A 22,704-nucleotide genomic window follows, 5' to 3' on the forward strand; every position below is an offset into this window, starting at 1 on the left:
AGCCCAGCCCAGCCCAGCCCAGCCCAGCCCAGCCCAGCCCAGCCCAGCCCAGCCCAGCCCAGCCCAGCCCAGCCCAGCCCAGCCCAGCCTCATCTCTTTCCTTTTGTTTCTTTGTTTGAAATTTAAAATGCGCTAAAACGCGCTATTTCAAAAAGGGGGATATGTAGATACCCCTAAAAACGAAATAGATGGCGTTTTTAAAAGTTGTTAAAATTTAAGCATTTTTTATTTTATACTAAAAATATGAAAATAAGTAGTGTTGTTTTTCAATTTACCTCATATCCTAAGTATCCTAAAATCGTTTTAGGGCATTTTGCAAAAATAAGTTAAAAAAATAAAAAAATTGCAAAAAGTAAAAATTGCAAAAACTGGTCGTTTTTCAAGATTTTAAAAAGGGGGTGGGGAAAAGCTCTTAAAATGATTTTTAAGTAAGATTTTGCGTGCCCAAAACAAACTGGAAAAACAGGTTTTTAATCCTAAAATAAGTGCCGGAAATAGGTTTTCCGTAAGCAAAAATAATGCGGATTTTAGAAGATATTTACGAGGTGTTTTCTGCTAACAAACAATATCTAAAATAAAAATTAGTTTACTTAAAAAAATATTTAAAATTAAAGTATAAAACAAAATATTTTAATAAAAAGTATAGGATATTATTTTTGCGTTTTTTCTATACTTTAATTAACATAATAAAAATTATCGTTAGTTGTTTAAAGCGGGCAAATAATCCCCCAAACGCAAAAATGAAAGACCTTTTTATGACAAAATCTTTGTGCTATTTACCCACATTTTTGCTGCTGATTGAGTGGATAAATAATTAGTTTTTGCAAGCAAAGTAAGTGTGAAAAATCTGATAATGTTTAGTAGAATTTATAAATTTGCTCTTTTTAGGGGAAAACAGGAATAAAAAATAGAAAAAATATATATAAAAATAAAAATACTTAAAATTTAAGTACTTTTAAATTTAAAATTATTTTTTATAACACCCCCCAAAAAATAATCCCCAATATTCCTAAAATATTCTAGGCATACTTTATAATATCAATATAAAAAAGGCCTGTTCCTTTAAAAGGTTGTTTTTACAATAATTCTTTGGCTAATTTTTCAGCCAAAACGAACGCTTTGGCAAACCCTTCATTAGTTAGCCAGTAGGTGCGGGAACGCTTGGAGCCATCGCTTGCCAGATGTCCATTGCGGATTTCCGGGGCCAAGATACGGTCCAGCCGCCCCTCATCAAAGCCAGATTTCCGCATTGATTGGGACAAGTGCAAGGCCGGATAGTTTGGCTTTTTTAATAATACGCGCGCCCCCGCCACAAGTAACGAAGCGGCTTCTGCCGCGCTTAAACGCATTTTCCGGCGCAGAACCACAATATCCCCCTCCTCTTTTAAAAGTTGTTCCCACAAACGTACAGGTTGCGGAATATCCGCAAGTGGCATATCTGCCTGCAACGCAGTCTCCCCACGCAAGGCCGGAGGTACGCTGGATAAGGGTGGTAGAGGCGTTGGCGCGTTTGTGGCGGTTTGAGGAATATCAGTCGGGCTAAATAAAGGCGACTCCGGTACGGTTTGGGATGCGGTGGGTTTTGGGCCGCCTGTCAGCGGATAAGTGGTGCGCTTACGCGGCGCCGGGATAGCAGAGGAGGCAGGCCCAGATATCTTCTTTCCTATTAGGGCTAGAAAATAATTGCGCTGTTGCTCAATAAATTCCCGGCTTCCCTCGGCTTCAAACTCCTCTCCGCCCGGAAAACGGAACCGTATTTTTAAGATTTTTTCGCTATCTCCCGACATAGTTATCCCCACCTTGCCATAAAGTTATCCACCGGAGTTATCCGCCGGATATGACATATAATAAATAATTTTTTGACATATGTCAACAGTTGCTATTTTATGTCGATTATATGACAAATCTTGTGTATAACCCCTATTCTACGACGAGAAAATGACTAAAAATTATCCCAGATTAGCACATTTTTTGCTAAATTCAGCCCAAAAATCCCCCTCGTTTTGTGTTTTGAAAATCAAAAAAATCTAATATATGTCTTGAACTTAGTTTTTTTATAAACAGCCTTATTAAAAAAATCGTTTATTCTGCACAGGTCTTTGGCAAAAAAGCGCCCTCTTTTTGACAATCAATTTTTAGAAAAACAAAATTCAAAAAGCAAAAACGATGCAAAAAATGAATTTTCTATCTTTAAAAACAATAAAAATACCTAACGGTCAAAAAGTTTAATAAACGGGCTTGTAATAAGATTGATAAAGTTAAAATTGCAAAATTAAATGTGAATTTGCAAGAAAACAAATTCGCTATAAAATTTGTAAAATAACAATAATATGAATTTGGCAAAGACTCTGTTAATTTGGTACCAGCAAAATAAGCGTGATTTGCCGTGGCGGCACACGCGGAATCCGTATTTGATTTGGCTTTCCGAAATTATTTTGCAACAAACCCGCGTGGCGCAGGGGCTTTCCTATTATATGCGCTTTACCGAGCGCTTTCCAACCCCTGCCGCGTTGGCCGAGGCCGATGAGGACGAAGTGCTAAAATATTGGCAAGGTTTGGGGTACTACTCCCGCGCGCGGAATTTGCACGCGGCCGCCAAAAGTATGCAAGGTGTTTTCCCCTCCACCTACGAGGGGGTCCGTGCGCTGAAAGGTGTGGGCGACTATACCGCCGCGGCGATTTGCTCATTTGCCTACAAAATGCCCTATGCTGTATTGGACGGAAATGTCTATCGGGTGCTGTCGCGCATATTTGAAATACAGACACCCATAGACTCTCCTGCGGGTAAGAAAGAATTTTCCGCCCTTGCCCAAAAGTTGCTTGATAAAACCCACCCGGACGATTACAACCAAGCCATAATGGATTTTGGCGCGACGGTTTGCACGCCGGTTTCCCCTCAATGTCTGCTTTGCCCGTTGGCGGACCGGTGTCAGGCGCACTTGCACGGGCGGGTGGAGAATTTTCCCGTCAAACAGCAAAAAACAAAAGTTTCTTCGCGCTATTTTCACTATATATATGTAGAGCAAGGCAAAGATGCTTGGCTGCATAGGCGCGGGGCGGGTGATATTTGGCAGAATTTGTACGAACCCCCTCTTTTGGAAACTTCCGCCGACGCAGACGCATTGCCCAAGGTGGCTTGGCTTAAAAAGCCCGAGTTGTTGGCGGAACCCATCAAACACGTTCTTTCCCACCGCGTGATTTATGCGGACTTGCGGAAAGTTACACTTCCCCCCTCTTTCCCCGTGCCGGAGAATTTTATCCGCGTGCCCGCCAAAGATGTAAAGAAATACGCGGTATCCCGCCTGGTGCAAAAACTACTAGAAAAAGCCGGGTTGTTGTAATTTTTGCTAAAAACTCTGTTTGTTTGGGCCGGCTAATGTAAAAGGGCTTGACTCGTTTTTTTTTTGATAAATTTTGAGTTGTAGCAAAATTTATCAAAAAGGAATGGAATAATGAAAAATGTGCGTATGAGCCGATTAGGCCGATTATTAAGAGGTTGGAATAAACAATTTTTTTCTTTGTCATTCCCGAGGAATTACCGACGCGGAGCGTTCGGGGAACTGGCGTTATCTTTGTTGTCATTCCGGGGCCCGCATTCGGGCGGGAACCCGGAATCCAGAAATAAAACAAAGAGTTTCTCTAATAAACAGACTGGATTCCAGGTCCACGCCTGGGATGACAACGACAACAACGGATCCCGTATAAAGACACTACGGGATGACGGCTTAACTACGCACTCCTGCACGCCTAATGTTTTTTACACTACTGCCCGTGGTTTTACCTTAATAGAACTTTTGGTTGTCGTGCTGATTATTGGAATTTTGGCATCAGTAGCGGTGCCGCAATACAAAGTGGCTGTTGGAAAGGCTCGGTATCAAAAAATAATGATGACTTTGCGCCCATTAAAGACGGCGTTGGAAGCATATTATTTGGCTAATGGCGAATATCCGCCCGATACCTTGGACGGTGTAGATATAGATATTGCAGGTTGTTCCCCCAAGGGGCACGACCAACAGCGGTGCGACGGTTTTGCTATTGATTATAATGGGGGGAGGCCTTATGCTTCCAAGGGATACGACGATATTGATGTAGTTGAGACAAGCCTTAATTTACGTTGCATTATTCACTTGGACCACTCCCCCAAACTTCCGGGAAAAACTGTTTGCGCGGGAGGAAACATTTATCATCCAAACTATAAATTAATTAAAAGTTTGGGTGGCGTGCAAACTACGGTGGCGATACATGAACTGTCGGCCTCTAATGGGTGGTATATAATGCCGTAAGCAAAATTTCGCTTTTTGATAAAACAACAAACCCGCCCGAAAAGGGCGGGTTTGTTAACGGGTACAACACAATACAACTAAAATTTATAGCCAACGGTTATGCCGTACATATCACTTCTGCCGTCGGTGTATTTTATCGGTAAATTTTGCAGTTGTTCCGATCTTCCGCTCAAACTCCGGGCAAAAATGTGCGAGTAGGACAAGTCCACACTCCAAGTGTCGTTATGATAGCCCGCACCTACGCTGGCAATATGGCGGTCGTCCACCGGCACGAGGGTGTCCATTTCGTGCTTGTTAATAGGCGATTTATCAAACACATAGCCCGCGCGGACGGCCCAGTTGGGGTTCAGGTTATATTCCGCCCCAAAATTTAAGCGGTATGTATCTTGATATTTTTTCTGGTTGCGGATAACCGGGCTAGATTCTCTGTCTTTATATTGGATAAGAATTTGGTCGTATGCGCTCCAAAAGGTACCCACGATTCCGGCTTCCAAAATCAAATCTTCCGTCGGGCGGAACGAAACACCCGCCGTCAAACTATCGGGCAGGGTAATAGCCCCCTCTGCATCTGCGCCGTGGATGTTGATAAGAGTAATAGTATTGCCGTTGGCATTAATGCGTCCGTTCAGTTTTTGTTTTACCTTGGTGCGGTACATAGCGCCCAAGGACCATTTTTCGGCCCACTCGGGGCGGTAGATAAAGGAGAAGTTTCCCCCCCAACTTACGCCGGAACCGCTGATTTCGTATTGGGAATTGGGGTCCCCGATACCGGCAGTGGCGGCTAAGTTAGAATAAGAGTTTTGGGTAAAACCAATTACCATTGCTTCCAGGCCCATAGCCACGGAAAATTCGTCATTGGCTTTTACGGCAATCGTTGGGGTAAAGGAAAAGGTTTCCAGTTTTACTTTATAGGCTAAATTGCTGCCCAGCCACATTTCAACGGGATCATCATATTCCCCCCCCAAACCATAGCGGGAAAATCCGCCTAATCCTACGGACACTTGGTCGCTCCATTTTTGGGTAACGTAAAAATTGGGCAAATACCAAACGTCATTTTTTAATCCGCGCTGTTGTCCGGCAACGGTGGTTTTGGCATTAGCGGTTACGACGGTAAGACCCAGTTGGGCCTGGGTGCCGTCCAGTTCGGTGATGAGCGCAGGGTTCACAGCCAAAGAGGCAGGCTCTGCCTTGTTTGCCACAGTGGCGCCGCCCATAGCGGTACCGCGGGCGCTGTATTCATACAAGGCAAATCCGGCGCCGTAAGACAAATCGGCAAGCAGGACGGATAACATCAATACGACGGATAACTTTTTTAACATACATCTCCTTATTTTACGGGTTTCCCCGAATTACATAAAAAACCCCGCCGGATAATAGCGGCGGGGTGTGCGGCAAAACTATTTCTGCAATTCTTTCATTTTATCCTTGGCGACACTGCCAAAATAGGTTTTGGCATAGTTTTCCGCCAAGTGTTTATAGGCATTTAACGCTTCTGTTTTGTTGCCGGCCAGTTCCTGGCTCATTGCCAATGTAAAATAGGCTTGCGGCAAAGCAAAACTTTTCGGATTTTTGCTGATAAACTTATTCATTTCTTCTGCGGCAGCCTTGTAATCTTTGGCGGCTTGCTGGCTGGCGGCCAAAGAGAGCGAGGCAACGGTGTAAACAGATTCATTGGCTGCGGTTGTTAACGGTTTATATACGTCGGCCGCTTGGGCAAAGTTTTCGCTGGCGTAGAGCATATCGCCTTTAAAAAGTTGGGCATATTGTGCCGCCGCCGAACCCGGAAAAGCCGCATTAAGCGCGTCAATCTGTTTAAAGCCTTCCTCTTGGTTTCCGCCCAATACTTGCACTTGCGCGGCATAATAGGAGGCCCAAGATTTCTCGGTTACGTTTTTAACGTGCGTGCTGTACGCAAAACCGATAACGGCGGCCAATACCAAAATACCGAGAGCCGTCAAAACACCCTTTTTGTTTTGTTTGCAAAAATCCAGGGTGGAGGTAATGAACGACAAAATAAAATCTTTTTCTTCAACAGGAGCAGTAATTTTTTTAGTCATATCTTTATTATAGTAAATATCGGGCCGGAACATAAAGCCTAGGGATTGGCGGCGATATCTTCCTCTGTAAGTTGGCGGCACTCAATCCCGTTGCGCGAAAGGAAATAAATACCTTCCTGGCTGCGGTCGTACTGGTTTTTATAAAACACTTTTTTAATGCCCGCGCTGACAATTACCTTGGCACAATGTACGCAAGGGGACCAGGTAACATATACCGAAGCACCCAAGGTAGCAATGCCGTTTTTGGCGGCAAAGGAAATGGCGTTTTGTTCGGCGTGGAGTTCATTTTCAATGGACCATTTGCCGTGTAAATCGTAAAAGGTGCGGCTGGCAACAAAATCCATATAAGTAGGGAATTTATCCCGGTAGTGGGCCTCATAAACGGCGCGGAAATTTTCTTCACAATGCCGTTGCCCGGTGGGAGTACCGTTAAATCCCATACTGATTACGCGGTTGTCCTTTACCAAAACCGCGCCTACTTGCAAACGGCAACAAGTGGACTGATCGGCCACCAGTTCCGCCATTTTAATAAACAGCCGGTGTTTATTCTTCATAGGGCTATCTTACCATTTTTTAAATACAAAAAATACCGCCGCCACCAAACAGAGAAAACCAACCAGGTGGTTCCACTTAAAACTTTCTTTAAAATAAACCGCCGAAAAGCCTGCAAAAACGGCCAGCGTGATGACCTCTTGCATTACCTTTAATTGCGTAACCGAGAAATAATTGCTGCCAATACGGTTTGCGGGTACTTGCAGGCAGTATTCAAAAAATGCAATCCCCCAACTGGCCAAAATAACCAGCCAAAGGGCTTTATTTTTAAATTTTAAATGTCCGTACCAAGCCATCGTCATAAACAGGTTGGAGGCACAAAGCAAAATAATAGGTTTCCACATATTCCTTATATATATTATCACTTTTGGAAGCGTTTTACCCCCCCTCATAAAAATAAGTGCAATAAAATGCTATCTTTTGGTGTTCTACAACTGGCGGCGCTTTATGTGGGGCCGCTTAACTATACAAGGGAATTTATATAATATAAGTATGAAATATTCTCGTTATTTACTTCTTTTTACCTGCTTTTTGGGTGGTACTTGGGCGCACGGAACTGTAATTGCGCCTGTGGAACCGGCCCCCCAAACCACGCAGAATACTGTCCAAAATACCACCCCGCTTATGACACCGCGCGGGGCGGACGGAAAGCCCCTGCCGGATATCACCCGGGAACTTTCGCTGGATGACTGCATACAACTGGCCATTGCCAACAGCCCCAAGGCGGTGGCGGCTCAGTTACAGTTGCAAAATGCCGAGGTAAATTTAAATTTGGCCAAGTCCGAATTTTTGCCAACGGCTTCTGTTGGTGCCAGCCAAGGCTATACGGTGCAAAAGGTGGGGTCTTCCCCCCGTACGGACCACGGCGATACAAATGTATATGCTCAGGCCAGTTTGTCTATCAGCGGAGTTACGGATATTGCCCGCAATATTAAAACGCAAAAATTGGTGGTAGAGCAGGGCAAATTAAATTTGGAAAGCGTTAAAAACGATTTAATCCGTACGGTTAAAAAGAATTATTATGCTCTTTTGTCTGCTTCGCGCGCGGTTGAAATACGCACCAAGTCGCGCGATTTGTATAAGGACCAGTACGAACGTGCCGAAGCCTATTACAAATTGGGCTTGCGCCCCAAGGTGGATGTTACGACGGCAGAAGTAAATTTAAATAACGAAGAATTGCGTTTAATCCGCGCAAAAAACCTGGTGAAAACCGCTTCGGCTGATTTGGCTAATTCTTTGGGAATTACGGTGCCGGACGTATTAAAGGTTGCGGAGATTGCTTCGTTTGAAAAATTTGATAAAACATTTGACGAAGCCGTCCAAACGGCTTACGCCAACCGCCCGGACGTGGAATCCGCCCGCACGGACGTGCGTATCAGCCAAATTAAATTAAACCAGGCCAAGGCGGGCTTTTTCCCCACCTTCTCCTTGTCGGCGGGTTATACCAAAAGCGGCGACGATTTCTATTTGGATAACGAGGATACCAAACTTTTAGCCGCAGTGGAGTGGCCTATTTTTAACGCTTTTAAAACGTATAATGGTGTGAAGCAAGCCAAAATTTCGTTAGAAAATACGCTAAATGATAACCGCAGTTTGCTTAATAATGTATTTTTGGAAGTACAAAGCGCGTATATTAAAATGCAGGAAGCGGCGGAAAGTATCCCAATAGCGGAATTAAATGTGGAAAAGGCCAAGGAAAACCTGGAACTTGCGCAAGGCCGCTATAACGAAGGAATCGGTGATGTGATTGAACTAAAAGATGCCGAGGTGGCTTATACGGATGCGGAACTCAGCCTGCTGACTTCCCGCTACGATTATGCCTCTGCGGTAGCAGATTTGAAACAAGCAATGGGGACGAATTAATTTATGAAAAAAGAAAATATTTTTAAACGGATGATAAAAGGATTTTGGCACCTTTCTTGGTGGAAGAAACTCCTTATTTTGGCGGTAGTGGTTGCCGCTGTGTGGGCAGTAAAAGCGTATTTCTTTGCTCCGCCGCCTGCCCCGCTGTTTAAAACGGCGGAAGTGAAAAAGGGAGATATCGTGGATATTGTGGAAGCCTCCGGCCCGATTAATCCCGTGAACACCACGGAAGTCGGCGCGTTGGTTTCCGGCGAGATCTTAAAGATTTATGTGGATTACAACAGCCAAGTAAAAAAAGGCGATTTAATGGCCGTTATTGACCAAACCCAAATTTTGGCTTCGTTGGCCGAGGCCAAGGCGCGCTTATCGTCCGCCAAGGAAAGTTTATCGTCGGCCGAGGTTTCCTACCGCTTGGCAAAAAAGAATTACGAGCGTTATTCTGCTTTGTATGAAAAGGACTATGTTTCCAAGGTAAACTTGGAGGAATACGAACTGGCCTTTGTAAACGCCAAGAGCAGTTTAAATTCCGCCCAGGCGCAGGTGGTGCAGGCGCAATCTAATTTGGAAACGGCGGAAAAGGATTTATCCAATACAAAAATCGTATCCCCTATTGACGGTATGGTACTCACGCGCAAAGTAAGCGAAGGGCAGACCATTACTGCCGGATTCTCCACCCCGGAATTGTTTGTGGTGGCGCAAGATTTAACTAAAATGCAGATTGAGGCCAAAGTGTCCGAGGCGGATATCGTTAAAATACAACCCGGCCAAACGGCTGATTTTACCTTGGACGGTTATATGGGAGAAACCTTCCACGGTACGGTCCGCCAAGTGCGTACCAACTATGTGGACAGTTCAAGTTCAAGTTCATCTTCTTCGTCTTCCTCGTCCAGCACTACCTATACCGTAGTGATTGATGTGAACAACAGCGATTTGCGCTTAAAACCCGGTATGACGGCCACTCTTACTATCCGCACCACGGATAAAAAAGATGTTTTGCTTGTGCCGAACGAAGCCTTGCGTTTCTCCCCCTCCACCAATACGCAAAAATACGAAAATACGGGCGTGTGGAAAATGGAACCCGGGCAAGAGTTGGAACGCGTGGACGTGAAAATCGGTATTATTGCCACCAAAAACACCGAAATTACCGGTGGCAATATCAAAGAGGGCGATTTGGTGGTCGTGGGCGAGAACGATTTGAAAGCGTCCGGCTCTACGGATAGTATGCGCCCGCCGCGCCCCGGCAGACGCCGCTAGGAGCAAACTATGGCGCTGATTGATACGCAGAATTTGTACAAGATTTACAAACTGGGCGACGTGGAAGTCCGCGCGCTGAACGGTGTGAGCGTGTCCATAGAAAAGGGCGAATTTGTAGCTGTAATGGGGCCGTCCGGTTCGGGTAAATCAACCTTTATGAATATTTTGGGGTGTTTGGATAAGCCGACGAGCGGTAAGTATATTTTGGATGGTATAGACGTAACGGCGACGGACTTATCCAAATTGGCCGGGGTGCGCAACCGCAAAATTGGCTTTGTGTTCCAGGGTTTTAACTTAATTAAGCGTACAACCGCGGTGGAAAATGTAGAATTGCCGATGATTTACAATCACACTCCCGCCCACTTGCGGCGTGAAAAGGCCTTGGCGGCTTTGAAGGCGGTGGGCCTTGAAAAACGGGCTTTCCACTTGCCAAACCAACTTTCGGGGGGACAGCAGCAGCGTGTGGCTATTGCGCGCAGTTTGGTGTGTGATGCGCCGATTATCTTTGCCGATGAGCCGACGGGTAATCTGGATACCAAAATGAGTATTGAGGTAATGGATTTATTTACGCGCCTTAATAAAGAAATGGGTAAAACCATTATTTTAATCACGCACGAGCCGGACATTGCCGAGTTCGCTTCGCGCCTGATTAAATTTAAAGACGGCGAAAAAATAAGCGACGAGGTTCAAAAATAATATGTGGGATTCCTTCTACTCTATTTTTAAGATTTCGCTCAAAGCGATTTTTGCCAACAAAATGCGCGCCGCGCTGACGAGTTTGGGCATTGTTATCGGGGTGTCTGCCGTAATTACAATGTTAGCCGTCGGCTCCGGGGCGCAAAAGAGCGTGTCGGACAGCGTTTCCCGCTTTGGCACGAATATTTTGTTTTTACGCCAACCCTGGGATTTGGACGAAAGTATCTCCTCCCCCAAAGACGTAACCATGGATGACGTACTCGCTATCCGCGAAGTGCCCGGCGTGTCCGCCGCCGCCCCCTACATTAGTACGGGTTTTGATGTAAAATACCGCAATACCAGCGTATCCTTGGGCGTGTTGGCTACGGACACCGATATTTTTAAAACGTACGATTGGCCGATAGAATCGGGCCGGCAGTTTACCGAAAAGGAAATTTCGGAATATGCGCAGGTAATGGTTATCGGTGCTTCCGCCGCCAAGACGATTTTTAGTGATGTGGACCCGCTGGGAAAAACAGTGGTGCTGGACAATATCCCTTTTAAAGTGGTGGGTGTGGTGCAGAAAACGGGGCAGAGCGGTATGGGCTTTGATATGGACGAAGGTGCGCTGATTCCTTATACCACGGGCAAGGTAAAAATGAACGCGGGGTGGAACAGTTCTAACCGCCGCGCCCTGGACCGCGTGGTTATTAAGGTAGCCGATTTTAACACGATTGAAAATACCAAGGTGGATATCCAAAATGCCGTGCGTAATACGCACCGTATTCACCCGCTTGCCAAGGATGATTTTCAGTTGGACGATTTCGCCTCGTTTATTGAACAGGCCAAAACAATGGGCAAAACAATGAGTTTGCTCTTGGGCGCGATTGGCGCGGTGTCCCTTATTGTGGGCGGTATTGGCGTAATGAACATTATGCTTGTGTCCGTTACCGAGCGCACGCGCGAAATTGGTATCCGTATGGCTATCGGCGCGACCGGTTGGGATATTTGTATGCAGTTTTTGGTAGAATCGGTTACGCTTTCTTGCATTGGCGGGCTGATAGGCATTATCGTAGGGGTTGGAATTACTTTATTAGTGGCGGCAAACTCGTCTATTCCGGCGGATCTGAATATTTCTGCTGTGCTTTTGGCGGTAGGGTTTTCTGCGGCGACGGGTATTTTCTTTGGGTTTTACCCCGCTTACAAGGCTTCTAAACTTACACCGATAGATGCGCTGCGTTATGAGTAAATATCTTTTTCTTGCACAAGAAAAAGAACGAAAAAGAGTGGCGGGTCGGTGCCCATAAAAGGCAGTAACGGCGGGTATTTTTACAACTCACCCTTACGGGTTCAAACAACTAAAAATACTTTTCCGCCTTATACGCCTTTTATAAACGGGCAAGACCCGCTTAACGGCAAAGAGCCTTTCAACCACTTTTATCTGCAACGCACGGGCGGCCTTAACGGCGAACGGCAACAGCGAACAGCAACTACATAAGCGGAAAACGATGCTGTTTATCCGTCTTTACTATTTTTATAAAGGTTCCGCTTTATTCCTTTTTCTTTAAAGAAGTGTAAATGTAACAAATTCCATTAAAAACCCCCTTGGGAATACCCAAGGGGGTTTTAACTTGCTTATTTTTTCTTTCCGCCAAAATAATTTGCTATTTTTTTAAGCCAATTCGGTGAGGTGTTTTTTCCGGTTGCCGTATTGAGTGCCGTGCCGGCTTGGTTTCTTTCCAGTTTCAGGAACAGCCCCGCAGAAAGCAAAGCCAATACAGACGGTACGCCAATTAACGCCGCCGTGGTGGCTCCGGCAGAGGAAAAAATCCCCGCATCCATTAAGTTTTGTGCCAAATTGCTAAACAGCATAGGTCCCAACGCGCAGGAAACCGCACTCGCCACAATGAGCGAAATGACACGGTCCTGCGTATGTGTATTTTTAGCCGTGCGGGCAAAAGCCAGCGTAAATGCGGTGGAAATGCCCACCTCTGCCGCAAACAAAGCCGCCGTCAGCGCGTATGCGTCGTTTGCTAACGGAAGGGCCACAATTCCCCCCACCGCCGATAACAAGGTGGCAATGCTCATATTGTGTTTGGGAAACCATTTTAAAAAGTTTCCGGCCAAATACCGTCCCAGTAAGAACGGTGCGGCAAACTGTGCCAAACCAAAAAGGTATTGGGCGGACGGGTCGTTAGTTAAGCCCGGGAGCAGGAATAAAAATCCGTTGCTAAAACAGGTTTCCACGGCGTTCATTACAAAAAGTCCCGCAAGTAGCGCGGCTACGCCCTTTTCCTCTTTAAACAGGTTCACATAGGCATTGTTTTTAAGGGCCGCCCATTTACCTGTTTTTGCTTCGCTGCCGGCTTTGGCTTGCGGTACGGCAACCTGCGGTTTGGAGTTGGGGATTTTGGCTAAATTAAGTCCCAACGCGGCGGCCGCCACCAAGGGAATAGGCATCGCAAAAGTGAAACTCCAATCTTGCGCCAACAGTTTAGTGGCAATAAACGGGAACGCAAACGAAGCGGCCATACCCATCGCGCGGCCTAATTCGGTGTTCGCGTTTCTTTTTTGGCGGACGAGTTCGCTTTCCCCCGCACTGATTTCTGTCATCATCGGGCCGATAGCATTATGCACAAACACACCGCCCGTGCTGGCTGCCATAATACAGCCCAAAATGGAATAAAAGTGTGCCATAGCATCTTGCCACGGTACAAAGTTGCCATTAAGTCCAAGCAGGGCAACCCCTGCGGTAAAGCCCGCGCCTAACAGGCCGAGACCCACATTTAACGAGGCTTTCCGGCCGATTTTTTCTTTTAACCAGTTAGATAAAAACGAACCTACGGAATAAGGGAAATAGGTGGCTGCCGCTACCAAAATATTATCCTCTAACGACAGACCGAAACTCGTGCCAAAGTTCGCAATAACCGGGGTGGCTACTTCCAGCCCTACCACAAACGAAGACAGATATAAACTGGCCCGTTGGACGAACGTGGAGGCTTGCGGCTGAGCCGGGAGCGCAGCCTGCGTGGCGGTTTTTTTAGTAAAAAGTTTTTTTACTCCCCCCGCCAATTTTTTTGCGGCTTTCCACAGTGCGGGAACCGGGAGTCCTCCATACAAGGCATTTTTGTCATCCGTGTTTTGGCTGTGGCCTAAAAAACTGACGGAACTTGTCTGTTGTGCGGCGGCGCGGCGGGCTTGCAAGGCTTTTTTTGCACCGCGCTGATAAGCGGTTAAAGGAGCGGCCTCAACATCAGATTGGGCGAATGTTTCCGCCTGCGCAACGGCAAGCGAAGGCATTGGCAAATCAAGCGCGGGGAGTTCCACCTGGCTAAAAGCAGGAGCAAGATTCTGCGCCTGCATGCCCGATACAGGAGCCTTTTGGGGTGTTAAAGCCACATATTCGGCCACGGCTTGCTTGGTGGGATTAGCGGCTAAAAGGGTGATTTTCCCCGCGTTTTTAAGGTTATAAGGCGTCTGTTGTGCTTGTCCTTCTACTGACGGAACGGATAACCCCATTTCCCGCGCGTATTCTACTGCACCCGCTACGGCAGTTTGGGTTTTAACTTCTTTAATAAACGGCGCAAAAGAATCATAGGCTTGCAGTTTCAGTAACGCTTTGGCAACTACGCAAGCCGCAACGCCTTCCAATTCGCTGTTGGCGGTTTTGCGGTAAAGGGCGGTTAAAAGCACGGCATCTTGCTTGCTTCCAAACAGGCCGATAGCCGCCGCATCTGCAAGGGCATTTTGTACAGTTTGCGGAGAAACATTGGCTAAATCGGTGCGCCAAAAGGTAAGCGCTTGTGCCAGTTGTTCATCGGGAATATGCTGGCCCAAGGCGGCCTGGGCAAAGTCTTCACGCAGTAAAGCGGCGCGTTCGGCGGCTTGCGGATAGGCCAAAATGCGGGCGGAAATGTCTTGCAAGTGTCCGGCTTGCACACGCTGGCGGATTTGCGGCGCAGTTAAATGTTGGGACACGCGGGCTTGCGTATCCAGGCGGGCCAGCGTGGAGCCTAATTTAGCGGTATTGACGGCGGCAGCAGCCGGGATTTTTACGGAAAAAGAGGAAACCGGCAGGGTAACTTTTACTTTGCTGGCGGCACGGAAGCCTTTTGCCCCCTTTAAAGGTACTTGCGAATAGGCCGATACTGTATTTAAGGCAACTAAGGTGATACTAAGCAGCGATGCTATAACTTTGTTCATTATCTTTCTTTTTCCTCTTTTTTGTAAATAAAAAAACCCGCTCTTTTTAAAAGTGCGGGTTTGTATTAAAAAATAAAAATATACTATCTTATACAAACTCCGCTCCCCGTCTTACGCATAATAAACATTTCCGCGCTAATGTGGTTTAGCACGGACGGTTTATTAATAGACGTAGTGGAGCAAGAGTTAAAAATCATTACTTTTTTATCCTTTTAAAAAAACGACCTTTTTATTTTAGCAATTTTTTTAAAAAGTGTGCAATCTTTTTTTGTATGACGCAAAGCAGGCAATTTTTGTACAGTAATATAAGTGCAATAAAAAAAGACCTTTGGGGGTTATAGTAGTATGGAAGTTAATTTAGCGCAGCGTACGGATGATGAACTTGTCAGCCTGTTCCGGGCCGGCTCCGGCGTTGCTTTTGAAACCTTGGTCTTGCGCTATAAAAACCAACTTTACCAATATGTTATGGGTATGGTTCAGGATGAAGGCGCGGCGGGTGATTTGTTTCAAGAGGTGTTTATTTCGTTTTTCAAGCACGCGGATAAATACGAGTCGCGCGGGAAATTTAAGTCTTGGTTATTTTTAACGGCGCGCAATAAAGTGCTGAATTTTTTTAGGGACAGCGATAAATTGGCCTCCCTGGACCAGACGGATGAAGAAGGAAATGCTTTTTTGCACGAGACTCTGCCGGACGGGGAACGTCCGCTGTTAGACGAGTTATCCGGGCAGGAAACGCTGGAACAAATCCGCCGGGCTGCGTTAATGCTCCCGCCCCGCCAGCGGGAAATGGTGTACCTAAGGCAATATATGTCCTTTAAAGAAATTGCGCAAGTGCTGGACCGCCCGTTAGGTACGGTATTAGCCGATTGCCACCGGGCAGTAAAAAAATTACAGCAGTTGCTGGCAGAACATACGGAAGGGGTGAATTTATGAATAATACTTGTGAAAAGGCAATTTTGTATGCCGCAGGGGAATTAACGGCAGACGAAAAGACCGCTTTTGAAACGCACCTTAAAACGTGTGCTTCCTGCCGCGCGGAAGTGGCCTTGTTAAATAAAACGCAAGAAGCGCTTATTCCCCCCGCCGCTCCCGGTGTGGTGGTGGAGGAGTTGTTTGCCAAAACAACCCGCAAAAAAATATCCTTTTGGGCCGTGTGGAAAACGGCCCTGGCAGGTACTGCCGTATTGGGGGTAGGAATTTTCTTCTTACTGGCTACCCTGCACCCGGACAGAGCCGCTTTTGATACAACGGAAATTGTTGCGTATATGAGCGAGCACCTGGACGAAGACTACCAAAACTTTTCAAGCGATTTGGAATTGTTTGAAGAGGACTTTTAAATAGGAGGAAGAAATATGAAGAAATTGCTGTTAGTTTCTCTTTTGGCGGCACTGTGTGCCCCGGCCTTTGCCGAGGGGACTTGCCCGTGCCAAGACGGCGCTGAAAATTGCCGTTGCAAAGCGGCCAAAGAAGCCCGCGTAAAACCGGGGCCGCGCCACGGAGATAAAGAAGCGCGCCGGGACGAGTTTAAAAAGGCCCGCAAGGAACACAAGGCCAAGATGCGCGCTACCGAAGAGAAAGCCGAAAAACTGGTGGAAGAGTATAAGAAATTAAAGCCCGGCAAAAAGAAAGATGCCAAAAAAGCCGAAATAGCCGCCTTTGTGGCTTCTATCCGCGAGGAACAACTGAAATTTAAAGAGGAACAGTTGTCTAAATTTAAGGACCGCTTGGCCCGTATGGAAGCAGGCCTTGCCCGCCAAAAAACAGCCGAAGACAAACAAGCGTGGGTGGAACATAAAACCAACGACTTGATTAATGACGACGGCGATTTGGATGCGTTGTTTGATGAGCGCGAAATGGGCCCCGCGCCGAAAGGCCATCCGATGCCTGGACCGAACCTTGCGCCAGACGGCAGAGAGAACGGAGAATTGCCTTCTCCGCCTATGCCGGAACCGCCCGCTGCCCGATAATTATTCGCAACAAAAAACACCCGGAGAATTTTCTCCGGGTGTTTTTCACTAGACGAAAAGTTATTTTTTTTCAATTTCTTCTAATAACAGTTGCAGGGCTTTTATAGAGGCTTTGCCTATATTGCGCTCGCGCGTACGGGCAAATAAGAATTTTTGCGCATACGCCCCTTTGGGCCCGGCTACGCCAATCCACACGGTGCCGACCGGTTTTTCATCCGTTCCCCCGTCCGGCCCGGCTATGCCCGTGGTGGAAACGGCAAAATCGGCCCCGGTTATTTTTCGCACGCCTTGCGCCATTTGCACGGCTACCGGCTCGCTTACTGCCCCAAGCTTTTGCAAATCTTCCGCACGAACGCCCAAAACGCGCTTTTTAACCTCGTTAGCATACGATACCACACCGCCTAAAAAATAAGCCGAGGAACCGGGAACGGCCGTAATTAAATGAGCGATATTTCCCCCTGTGCAACTTTCCGCGCACGCTACCGTAACGCCGCTTTTGCGCAGGCGACGGGCAAAATCGTCTTCGGCAGAAGCATTGTCCGCTATTGTAAAGGTAAGGCCGGAAAGCGCCTTTAAAAGCGCCTCAAAAAAAGTATCCAGTTTTTCCACCGCTTCCCCTTTTGCGGTTACGCGCAAACGGATAAAGCCCGCAGACGGCAAATAGGCCAGGCCGATTCCGGCGGGCAGCGTTTCCTCGTACGCGGCTAATTTCATTGCAAGTTCCGCTTCCGGGATATTAAAAACGGTAACCATACGGTAGCGCAAAAGCCCGTCCTTAAATTTGGCTTTTAAACGCGGTAAAACCTCCGCCGGGAACAAATATTCCGTTTCAAACGGCACTCCGGGCAGAGAAACTAACACTTTTCCCCCTTTTTCAAACCACATTCCGCTGGCTGTGCCCTTTAAATTGCGCAAGGGTGTGCAACTTTTTGGCAAAACCGCCTGGGATTTATTGTATTCGTTCATCCGTTCCGGGCGTCCGGCGAACATTTCTTCCAGCCACGCATAAGCCTGCGGGTTAAATTCAAGCGTAGTGCCAAAGTATTCCGCCAAAACTTTTTTGGTTAAATCGTCCTTGGTCGGGCCTAATCCCCCCGTTACCAACACGATATCCGCATTTGAAAAACCTTCCTCTACTGCGCGTAAAATTTCGGTGCGTTCGTCGGCTACGGACAGCATTTTTACCGTTTCCGTGCCGATTTGTGCCAAACCCCGCGCCAAATAGCGGGAGTTGGTGTCTAAAATCTGGCCGAGAAGAATCTCGTCTCCAATGGTAATAATAGCGGCTTTCATAAGTGTATTGTATGATTTTCGGCTAAAAAGATACAGAGGGTCTATATTTTATACAATATAAAAAAGCGGACTTTCCGCGAAATGCTTATGAAAACCGAAAATAATACCATTACCCCTAATGTCTGGGCCTTAGTGCCTTTGGGTGTGTTTTTAATCGCTTATTTAGCCGTTTCCGTAGTGGCGGGCGATTTTTACAAAATGCCGATTACGGTGGCATTTGTATTGTCCTCTATTGTAGCCGTTTGGATGAGCAAGGGCGGCTCTGTGCATAACCGCATTGAACTGTTTTGCAAGGGGGCGGCCAATGCCAACATTATGTTAATGGTAATGATTTTTATTTTGGCGGGAGCCTTTGCACAAACCGCCAAAGCGATGGGCGCGGTGGACGCTACGGTCAATTTGACGCTTTCCATTTTGCCGGGTAATGTATTGGCGGCCGGTATTTTTCTGGCGGCTTGTGTGATTTCCGTTTCCGTGGGCACATCCGTCGGTACGATTGTGGCTCTTACGCCTGTGGCGGCGGGGCTGTCTGCCCAAACAGGCTTGCCTTTATCCCTTATGGCCGCGGTGGTGGTGGGCGGGGCAATGTTTGGCGATAATTTATCTTTTATTTCCGATACTACCATTGTAGCCACCCGCACCCAAGGGTGCAAAATGGCCGACAAATTCCGCACGAACTTTGCTATCGTAATGCCTTTTGCTATTTTGACGACGGTTATCTATATTTTAATGGGCAGCGGCGTACAAAATGTCTTTATCCCCGGCGAAATTTCGTGGGTAAAGGTATTGCCTTATTTTGCCGTGTTGGCGGCGGCGGTAATGGGCGTAAACGTAATGATTGTTTTGTTGGGCGGTACGGTGTTGTGCGGGCTTATCGGTATTTTGACGGGGGCTTTTAATATTTGGGGCTGGACGACCGCTATGGGCAACGGCATTACAGGAATGGGCGAACTGATTATTGTTACCATTTTGGCGGGCGGTATGCTGGAAATGATTCGCTATAACGGCGGTTTGGCGTGGATTATCCAAAAGATGACTGCCAAATTGCACACCCGCCGCGGGGCGGAAGTGAGCATTGCGGGTGTGGTTAGTTTTGCCAATCTCTGCACCGCTAACAATACCATAGCACTTATTATGGCCGGACCGATTGCCAAGGAAATTGCCGGGCGCTTTAACATAGCCCCCAACCGCGCGGCCAGTTTGTTGGATATTTTTTCCTGCTTTGTGCAAGGGATTATTCCCTATGGGGCACAACTGTTAATGGCCGCCAGTTTGACGGGTGTTTCCCCGGTAAGCATTATGAAATATTTGTATTATCCGTATTTGTTGGGCATTGGCGCGTTGCTTGCCATTTGGCTGCGCTACCCGCGCAAACACGCTATGGGAACCAATGCCGCCCAGGAAGCATAACTTTGTAAAAAGCCCCGCTTGGACGGGGCTTTTTAATGGGTGGCTACTTGCTTTTTTAACTTTTTTTCAATATACTATTATAAACATAATATACAACAGGGGTTATCTATGAAAAAATTGTTAATTGCAGGAGCGTTGTTTTTAGCGTGTCCTTTGGCCGCGGAAATGATTTCCGCAGTATCGTATAACCCGTCGCGTATGGGAGATTACGTCTATTTAAAGGTAGCCGATAAGGCTAATTTAAAAGGCGGTATTGAAGCCAATACAATGACGGTCCGCTCCGGAGGTACTGTGAGCGCAAGTTCGCCTAATTTAAATTATAATGTTCCCGCTGTGGTGGGTGCGTCCGGCTCTACGCTTGATATGCCGAATACGGCTATCCACGGGGCGGCGGCCAATACTTATACTAATTATCAGGCTGTCAATACAGGCACGCCTACGGCACTTTTAAATAAAGTGTATGTAAACGGCGGAACGACCACGGTTAAAAACGATTCTTATATTGCCACGTTGGACGCGGTAAACCGCTTAAAACAAAAGGCGGCTACGTTGCGCGCGAATAAATTATCTGTCAGCGGGTCCGAAAATGCAAGCCTTTATGAGGGCGCGACGACGAACGGCTTTACCTTGGCGGGAAACGATATTCCGCAGCCGACATCTTCGCACGTCAACACGGGCTCGGCCCTTAGCGACTGCACCTTAAAATGGGAAGACCGCATAACAAGCAGCAACCAAAAGGTAAAACTTTTGGCCTTGGCGGGCTGTAAGGGCAGCGGCAGTGGCGGTTGTACGAGTGATCCAGATAAGGTCAGTGAGTGTGAAAGAATTGGTGGTACTTGGAACTATACCACTTGTTTCTGTAAACTTTCTTTCGGTGGTGGTGGTTCCGGTGATAGTTGTTCGTGCCCGCAAGGACAGCATGTAGTCAAGAATAGTCAGGGCTGTTGCTGTGAATATGATACTTGTGGACAGGTGATTTATGGGCAGTATAGTGCTTGCAAGTGCTTCAAGGATGGCACTGTTTCTCCGGGTACGGGCCTGGATAATATGATTATAAAATAGATATTATTTATTGTTCCAAAGGAAAAGAGCCCCAGGTGTGTGCCTAGGGCTCTTTGATGTTTTTAAGGAGTGGCCTTTTGTCGTCATTTGCGGGTCTTTTTATATGGGTAAAAAATAAGAGGTTTTGTTATGTTGTGGTAGTTAGTAGTCATTCCCGAAGGTTTTTGTCGGGGATCTGTCGTTTTGTAAGAGAACAATCACGTCAAAAACAGATTCCCGAACCCTGCGGGCCGCCCCACACTCGGGAATGCCCCCTAATAGATAACAAAACCCCCGGGAACAGTAAAAAGTCCCCGGGGGGTTTTTAAAAAGAGGTCATTCTGGAAAGTTTCTGTCCAGAATCTGTTGTTTTCCTTTTTTTGAGTAACGGCAGATCCTGGACTACAACCTTCCAGGATGACGGCAATTACTAACCCAACTATTTCAGCAATTCGGCCCAAGCGTCTTTTTCGGCTTGGAGTTGTTTTTTGGTTTCGTCAGCCTTTTGCTGTAATTTTTCCTTGGCTACATCTGCCGCCGTTTTAGAGCCGCTGGCTACTTCGGCCGCAGTTTTCGCGTTTTGGTAAGATTGTTTGGCTTCCAACAGTTTTTGGCGGGTTTCAGCCGATTTTTGCAAGGCTTCCTCCAACGTCATTGGTTGGGTGGCGGTGGTGGAAGTGGCGGTGCCCGTAGAAGCACAGCCCGCAGCCAATACCGCGGTTACAAAAGCGAGTAAAATAGTCTTTTTCATTGCATACTCCTTACTGGTTGTTTCTTATATTTTATAAAACTTTTCCCCCGCCGGTGCAAGTGTTTCTCTCAAAATTGCTACAATAAATCAAATACAAAAGGAGATTTTGATATGCATATGGTATGGGGATTTTTGGCGGGAGCCGTGTTGGCGGGCCTGCTGTTTGCCGCCCGGAATAACGGCGCACTTGCCAAGTTGCGTGCGGAAAATGCCGACCTGCGGGTGGAAAACACTAAACTGACGGAAGAAAAAAATTCCGTCCGCCGGGAAAAAGAATTAGTAGAGGAGCATTTTAAATCTTTGGCGGGTACTTATCAGGCGCAATTTGCCGAGGTGGCTTCCAAAATTTTGGACGATAAAACCAAGGGATTAGAAAGCAAAAATACCGAACTTCTGCGCCCTTTATCCCAGCATTTGGACGACTTTGTCAAAAAGGTGTCGGATATGGAGCGGCAAAATATTGCTGCACAGGCCCGCCTGGAAAAGGGACTGACTGATGTAATCAAATCCACCGAAAAAATTGACCAAAGTGCCGTTCATTTAACGAGTGCCATTAAGGGCGAATCTATTATGCGCGGCGCGTGGGGAGAGGAAGCCGTCAAGCGTTTGTTAGAAGTGGCCGGGTTAAAGGTTGGGGTGGATTATTTCCCGCAAGTAACGGATAGCAACACGAGCAAGCGTGTAGATTATAAAATCGCCTTGCCTGGCGGACGGTGGCTGATGTTGGACGCCAAGACCATTTTCAACCATTACGCGGCCTATTTTCACGCACAAGACCCTAAGGAAAAAGCCGCCCTGCTTGCGGAACACGTAAAGGATATCAAAAATACGATTGCCAATTTGAGCGCGAAAAAGTACCCCGCCTTGCAACAGGCGCAAAGCGAAAAAATACAACCGGATTATACCTTGATGTTCGTTTGCCCGGAAAGCGCACTTTTGACGGCCGTAGAGGCCGCGCCTGAGATTTTGGACGAGGCGTGGAAGCATAATATTGCGCTCGTGTCGGCTACGTCGCTGATGAGTACGCTTAAATTGGTGTCCAAATTATGGGATATAGACCGCCAACATACCTATATGGAAGGGTTTAAAGAGGATATTTTAAAACTGGTGGAAAAATTTAACGAATTTTTAGTAAATTTCGCCAAGGCCGAAATGGCCGTTAAGCAGGCGGCGGAAAAGGTGCGTATCGCCCGCGACCATATAGACGGCGACAACGGGGCTTTTTTGCCTGTGGCCCAGCGCATTGTGGACTTGTACGGCGTACCGCTTACCGCCAAGAACGCAAAATTGGTTAAATCTATGGGATACGCTTACACCGGTGAAAAGTCCTCCCCCATAGAACTTCACAAATAATC

The 22,704-nt window shown here is 46.8% G+C and carries 20 protein-coding genes; 12 read left to right on the plus strand and 8 right to left on the minus strand.

Features of this window, described 5'->3' with window-relative positions; translation table 11 throughout:
* Positions 1–1,076: 1,076 nt before the first annotated feature.
* Positions 1,077–1,787 (minus strand): hypothetical protein, encoded by a 711-nt coding sequence (locus ACZOTW_RS01110; RefSeq protein WP_483997253.1) that lies wholly within the window; start codon positions 1,785–1,787, stop codon positions 1,077–1,079.
* 543 nt (positions 1,788–2,330) lie between these two features.
* Between ACZOTW_RS01110 and mutY the strand changes: the two genes are divergently transcribed.
* On the plus strand, positions 2,331–3,341 hold the full coding sequence (mutY, locus tag ACZOTW_RS01115) for an A/G-specific adenine glycosylase (RefSeq protein WP_483997254.1): 1,011 nt from the start codon (positions 2,331–2,333) through the stop codon (positions 3,339–3,341).
* Between the two features lie 111 nt (positions 3,342–3,452).
* Entirely contained in the window at positions 3,453–4,283 is an 831-nt protein-coding gene (locus ACZOTW_RS01120) for a type IV pilin protein (protein WP_483997255.1), read from the plus strand.
* A gap of 77 nt (positions 4,284–4,360) precedes the next feature.
* Here the strand turns inward: ACZOTW_RS01120 and ACZOTW_RS01125 are convergent, their stop codons facing one another.
* The 4 genes from ACZOTW_RS01125 to ACZOTW_RS01140 all read right to left on the minus strand — a co-directional run bounded on the left by ACZOTW_RS01125 (position 4,361) and on the right by ACZOTW_RS01140 (position 7,236).
* On the minus strand, positions 4,361–5,602 hold the full coding sequence (locus ACZOTW_RS01125; RefSeq protein ID WP_483997256.1) for an OmpP1/FadL family transporter: 1,242 nt from the start codon (positions 5,600–5,602) through the stop codon (positions 4,361–4,363).
* Positions 5,603–5,680: 78 nt separating this feature from the next.
* Positions 5,681–6,340, minus strand: coding sequence for a tetratricopeptide repeat protein (locus ACZOTW_RS01130; RefSeq protein WP_177748772.1), 660 nt, complete (start codon positions 6,338–6,340; stop codon positions 5,681–5,683).
* Positions 6,341–6,378: 38 nt separating this feature from the next.
* Positions 6,379–6,894: a deoxycytidylate deaminase gene (locus ACZOTW_RS01135; protein WP_428043191.1), complete on the minus strand. Its 516-nt coding sequence runs from the start codon at positions 6,892–6,894 to the stop codon at positions 6,379–6,381.
* A 9-nt stretch (positions 6,895–6,903) separates the two neighbouring features.
* Positions 6,904–7,236 carry a DMT family protein gene (locus ACZOTW_RS01140; protein WP_177748774.1) on the minus strand — a complete coding sequence of 111 codons (333 nt, stop codon included), beginning with the start codon at positions 7,234–7,236 and terminating at the stop codon, positions 6,904–6,906.
* A gap of 148 nt (positions 7,237–7,384) precedes the next feature.
* On the opposite strand from ACZOTW_RS01140, the gene ACZOTW_RS01145 reads away from it, so the two are divergent.
* Genes ACZOTW_RS01145 through ACZOTW_RS01160 form a run of 4 tightly spaced genes read left to right on the plus strand, consistent with a single transcriptional unit; the run spans position 7,385 to position 11,933 of the window.
* A complete protein-coding gene (locus ACZOTW_RS01145) occupies positions 7,385–8,755 on the plus strand; it encodes a TolC family protein (RefSeq protein WP_428044809.1) in 1,371 nt (456 codons plus the stop codon).
* 3 nt (positions 8,756–8,758) lie between these two features.
* Positions 8,759–10,009: an efflux RND transporter periplasmic adaptor subunit gene (locus tag ACZOTW_RS01150; RefSeq protein ID WP_483997257.1), complete on the plus strand. Its 1,251-nt coding sequence runs from the start codon at positions 8,759–8,761 to the stop codon at positions 10,007–10,009.
* Between the two features lie 9 nt (positions 10,010–10,018).
* A complete protein-coding gene (locus ACZOTW_RS01155; RefSeq protein WP_177748780.1) occupies positions 10,019–10,705 on the plus strand; it encodes an ABC transporter ATP-binding protein in 687 nt (228 codons plus the stop codon).
* A 1-nt stretch (position 10,706) separates the two neighbouring features.
* Positions 10,707–11,933, plus strand: a complete 1,227-nt coding sequence (locus ACZOTW_RS01160) for an ABC transporter permease (RefSeq protein ID WP_428041171.1) — start codon at positions 10,707–10,709, stop codon at positions 11,931–11,933.
* Positions 11,934–12,319: 386 nt separating this feature from the next.
* Here ACZOTW_RS01160 and ACZOTW_RS01165 read toward each other — a convergent pair whose 3' ends face one another.
* Positions 12,320–14,887 carry an MFS transporter gene (locus ACZOTW_RS01165; RefSeq protein ID WP_483997258.1) on the minus strand — a complete coding sequence of 856 codons (2,568 nt, stop codon included), beginning with the start codon at positions 14,885–14,887 and terminating at the stop codon, positions 12,320–12,322.
* A 345-nt stretch (positions 14,888–15,232) separates the two neighbouring features.
* On the opposite strand from ACZOTW_RS01165, the gene ACZOTW_RS01170 reads away from it, so the two are divergent.
* The 3 genes from ACZOTW_RS01170 to ACZOTW_RS01180 are packed head-to-tail and all read left to right on the plus strand — an operon-like array spanning position 15,233 to position 16,854.
* Complete coding sequence (locus ACZOTW_RS01170) at positions 15,233–15,820, plus strand: RNA polymerase sigma factor (RefSeq protein ID WP_483997259.1); 588 nt, start codon at positions 15,233–15,235, stop codon at positions 15,818–15,820.
* Positions 15,817–16,224, plus strand: a complete 408-nt coding sequence (locus tag ACZOTW_RS01175; protein ID WP_483997260.1) for an anti-sigma factor family protein — start codon at positions 15,817–15,819, stop codon at positions 16,222–16,224. Before ACZOTW_RS01170 ends, ACZOTW_RS01175 begins: the two co-directional genes overlap by 4 nt.
* A 15-nt stretch (positions 16,225–16,239) precedes the next feature.
* The gene (locus ACZOTW_RS01180) at positions 16,240–16,854 is read left to right on the plus strand and encodes a hypothetical protein (RefSeq protein WP_483997261.1); all 615 of its coding nucleotides are present in this window, start codon (positions 16,240–16,242) and stop codon (positions 16,852–16,854) included.
* A gap of 60 nt (positions 16,855–16,914) precedes the next feature.
* Here the strand turns inward: ACZOTW_RS01180 and ACZOTW_RS01185 are convergent, their stop codons facing one another.
* Complete coding sequence (locus ACZOTW_RS01185) at positions 16,915–18,147, minus strand: competence/damage-inducible protein A (protein ID WP_483997262.1); 1,233 nt, start codon at positions 18,145–18,147, stop codon at positions 16,915–16,917.
* An 87-nt stretch (positions 18,148–18,234) separates the two neighbouring features.
* Here ACZOTW_RS01185 and ACZOTW_RS01190 point away from each other — a divergent pair, with 87 nt between their 5' ends.
* Both ACZOTW_RS01190 and ACZOTW_RS01195 read left to right on the plus strand, forming a co-directional pair.
* Positions 18,235–19,557, plus strand: a complete 1,323-nt coding sequence (locus ACZOTW_RS01190; RefSeq protein WP_428045903.1) for a Na+/H+ antiporter NhaC family protein — start codon at positions 18,235–18,237, stop codon at positions 19,555–19,557.
* A 108-nt stretch (positions 19,558–19,665) separates the two neighbouring features.
* Positions 19,666–20,619, plus strand: coding sequence for a hypothetical protein (locus tag ACZOTW_RS01195; protein ID WP_483997263.1), 954 nt, complete (start codon positions 19,666–19,668; stop codon positions 20,617–20,619).
* A gap of 418 nt (positions 20,620–21,037) precedes the next feature.
* Here the strand turns inward: ACZOTW_RS01195 and ACZOTW_RS01200 are convergent, their stop codons facing one another.
* Positions 21,038–21,349: a hypothetical protein gene (locus tag ACZOTW_RS01200; protein WP_177748796.1), complete on the minus strand. Its 312-nt coding sequence runs from the start codon at positions 21,347–21,349 to the stop codon at positions 21,038–21,040.
* Between the two features lie 111 nt (positions 21,350–21,460).
* Here ACZOTW_RS01200 and ACZOTW_RS01205 point away from each other — a divergent pair, with 111 nt between their 5' ends.
* A complete protein-coding gene (locus ACZOTW_RS01205; RefSeq protein WP_483997264.1) occupies positions 21,461–22,702 on the plus strand; it encodes a DNA recombination protein RmuC in 1,242 nt (413 codons plus the stop codon).
* The last annotated feature ends 2 nt before the right edge of the window (positions 22,703–22,704 follow it).

Source organism: Candidatus Avelusimicrobium sp. (assembly GCF_056976295.1).

Coding starts and splice junctions, on each gene's coding strand:
- ACZOTW_RS01110 (WP_483997253.1), bottom strand. CDS start 1,787: ATGTCGGGAGATAGCGAAAAAATCTTAAAAATACGGTTCCGTTTTCCG.
- mutY (WP_483997254.1), top strand. CDS start 2,331: ATGAATTTGGCAAAGACTCTGTTAATTTGGTACCAGCAAAATAAGCGT.
- ACZOTW_RS01120 (WP_483997255.1), top strand. CDS start 3,453: ATGAAAAATGTGCGTATGAGCCGATTAGGCCGATTATTAAGAGGTTGG.
- ACZOTW_RS01125 (WP_483997256.1), bottom strand. CDS start 5,602: ATGTTAAAAAAGTTATCCGTCGTATTGATGTTATCCGTCCTGCTTGCC.
- ACZOTW_RS01130 (WP_177748772.1), bottom strand. CDS start 6,340: ATGACTAAAAAAATTACTGCTCCTGTTGAAGAAAAAGATTTTATTTTG.
- ACZOTW_RS01135 (WP_428043191.1), bottom strand. CDS start 6,894: ATGAAGAATAAACACCGGCTGTTTATTAAAATGGCGGAACTGGTGGCC.
- ACZOTW_RS01140 (WP_177748774.1), bottom strand. CDS start 7,236: ATGTGGAAACCTATTATTTTGCTTTGTGCCTCCAACCTGTTTATGACG.
- ACZOTW_RS01145 (WP_428044809.1), top strand. CDS start 7,385: ATGAAATATTCTCGTTATTTACTTCTTTTTACCTGCTTTTTGGGTGGT.
- ACZOTW_RS01150 (WP_483997257.1), top strand. CDS start 8,759: ATGAAAAAAGAAAATATTTTTAAACGGATGATAAAAGGATTTTGGCAC.
- ACZOTW_RS01155 (WP_177748780.1), top strand. CDS start 10,019: ATGGCGCTGATTGATACGCAGAATTTGTACAAGATTTACAAACTGGGC.
- ACZOTW_RS01160 (WP_428041171.1), top strand. CDS start 10,707: ATGTGGGATTCCTTCTACTCTATTTTTAAGATTTCGCTCAAAGCGATT.
- ACZOTW_RS01165 (WP_483997258.1), bottom strand. CDS start 14,887: ATGAACAAAGTTATAGCATCGCTGCTTAGTATCACCTTAGTTGCCTTA.
- ACZOTW_RS01170 (WP_483997259.1), top strand. CDS start 15,233: ATGGAAGTTAATTTAGCGCAGCGTACGGATGATGAACTTGTCAGCCTG.
- ACZOTW_RS01175 (WP_483997260.1), top strand. CDS start 15,817: ATGAATAATACTTGTGAAAAGGCAATTTTGTATGCCGCAGGGGAATTA.
- ACZOTW_RS01180 (WP_483997261.1), top strand. CDS start 16,240: ATGAAGAAATTGCTGTTAGTTTCTCTTTTGGCGGCACTGTGTGCCCCG.
- ACZOTW_RS01185 (WP_483997262.1), bottom strand. CDS start 18,147: ATGAAAGCCGCTATTATTACCATTGGAGACGAGATTCTTCTCGGCCAG.
- ACZOTW_RS01190 (WP_428045903.1), top strand. CDS start 18,235: ATGAAAACCGAAAATAATACCATTACCCCTAATGTCTGGGCCTTAGTG.
- ACZOTW_RS01195 (WP_483997263.1), top strand. CDS start 19,666: ATGAAAAAATTGTTAATTGCAGGAGCGTTGTTTTTAGCGTGTCCTTTG.
- ACZOTW_RS01200 (WP_177748796.1), bottom strand. CDS start 21,349: ATGAAAAAGACTATTTTACTCGCTTTTGTAACCGCGGTATTGGCTGCG.
- ACZOTW_RS01205 (WP_483997264.1), top strand. CDS start 21,461: ATGCATATGGTATGGGGATTTTTGGCGGGAGCCGTGTTGGCGGGCCTG.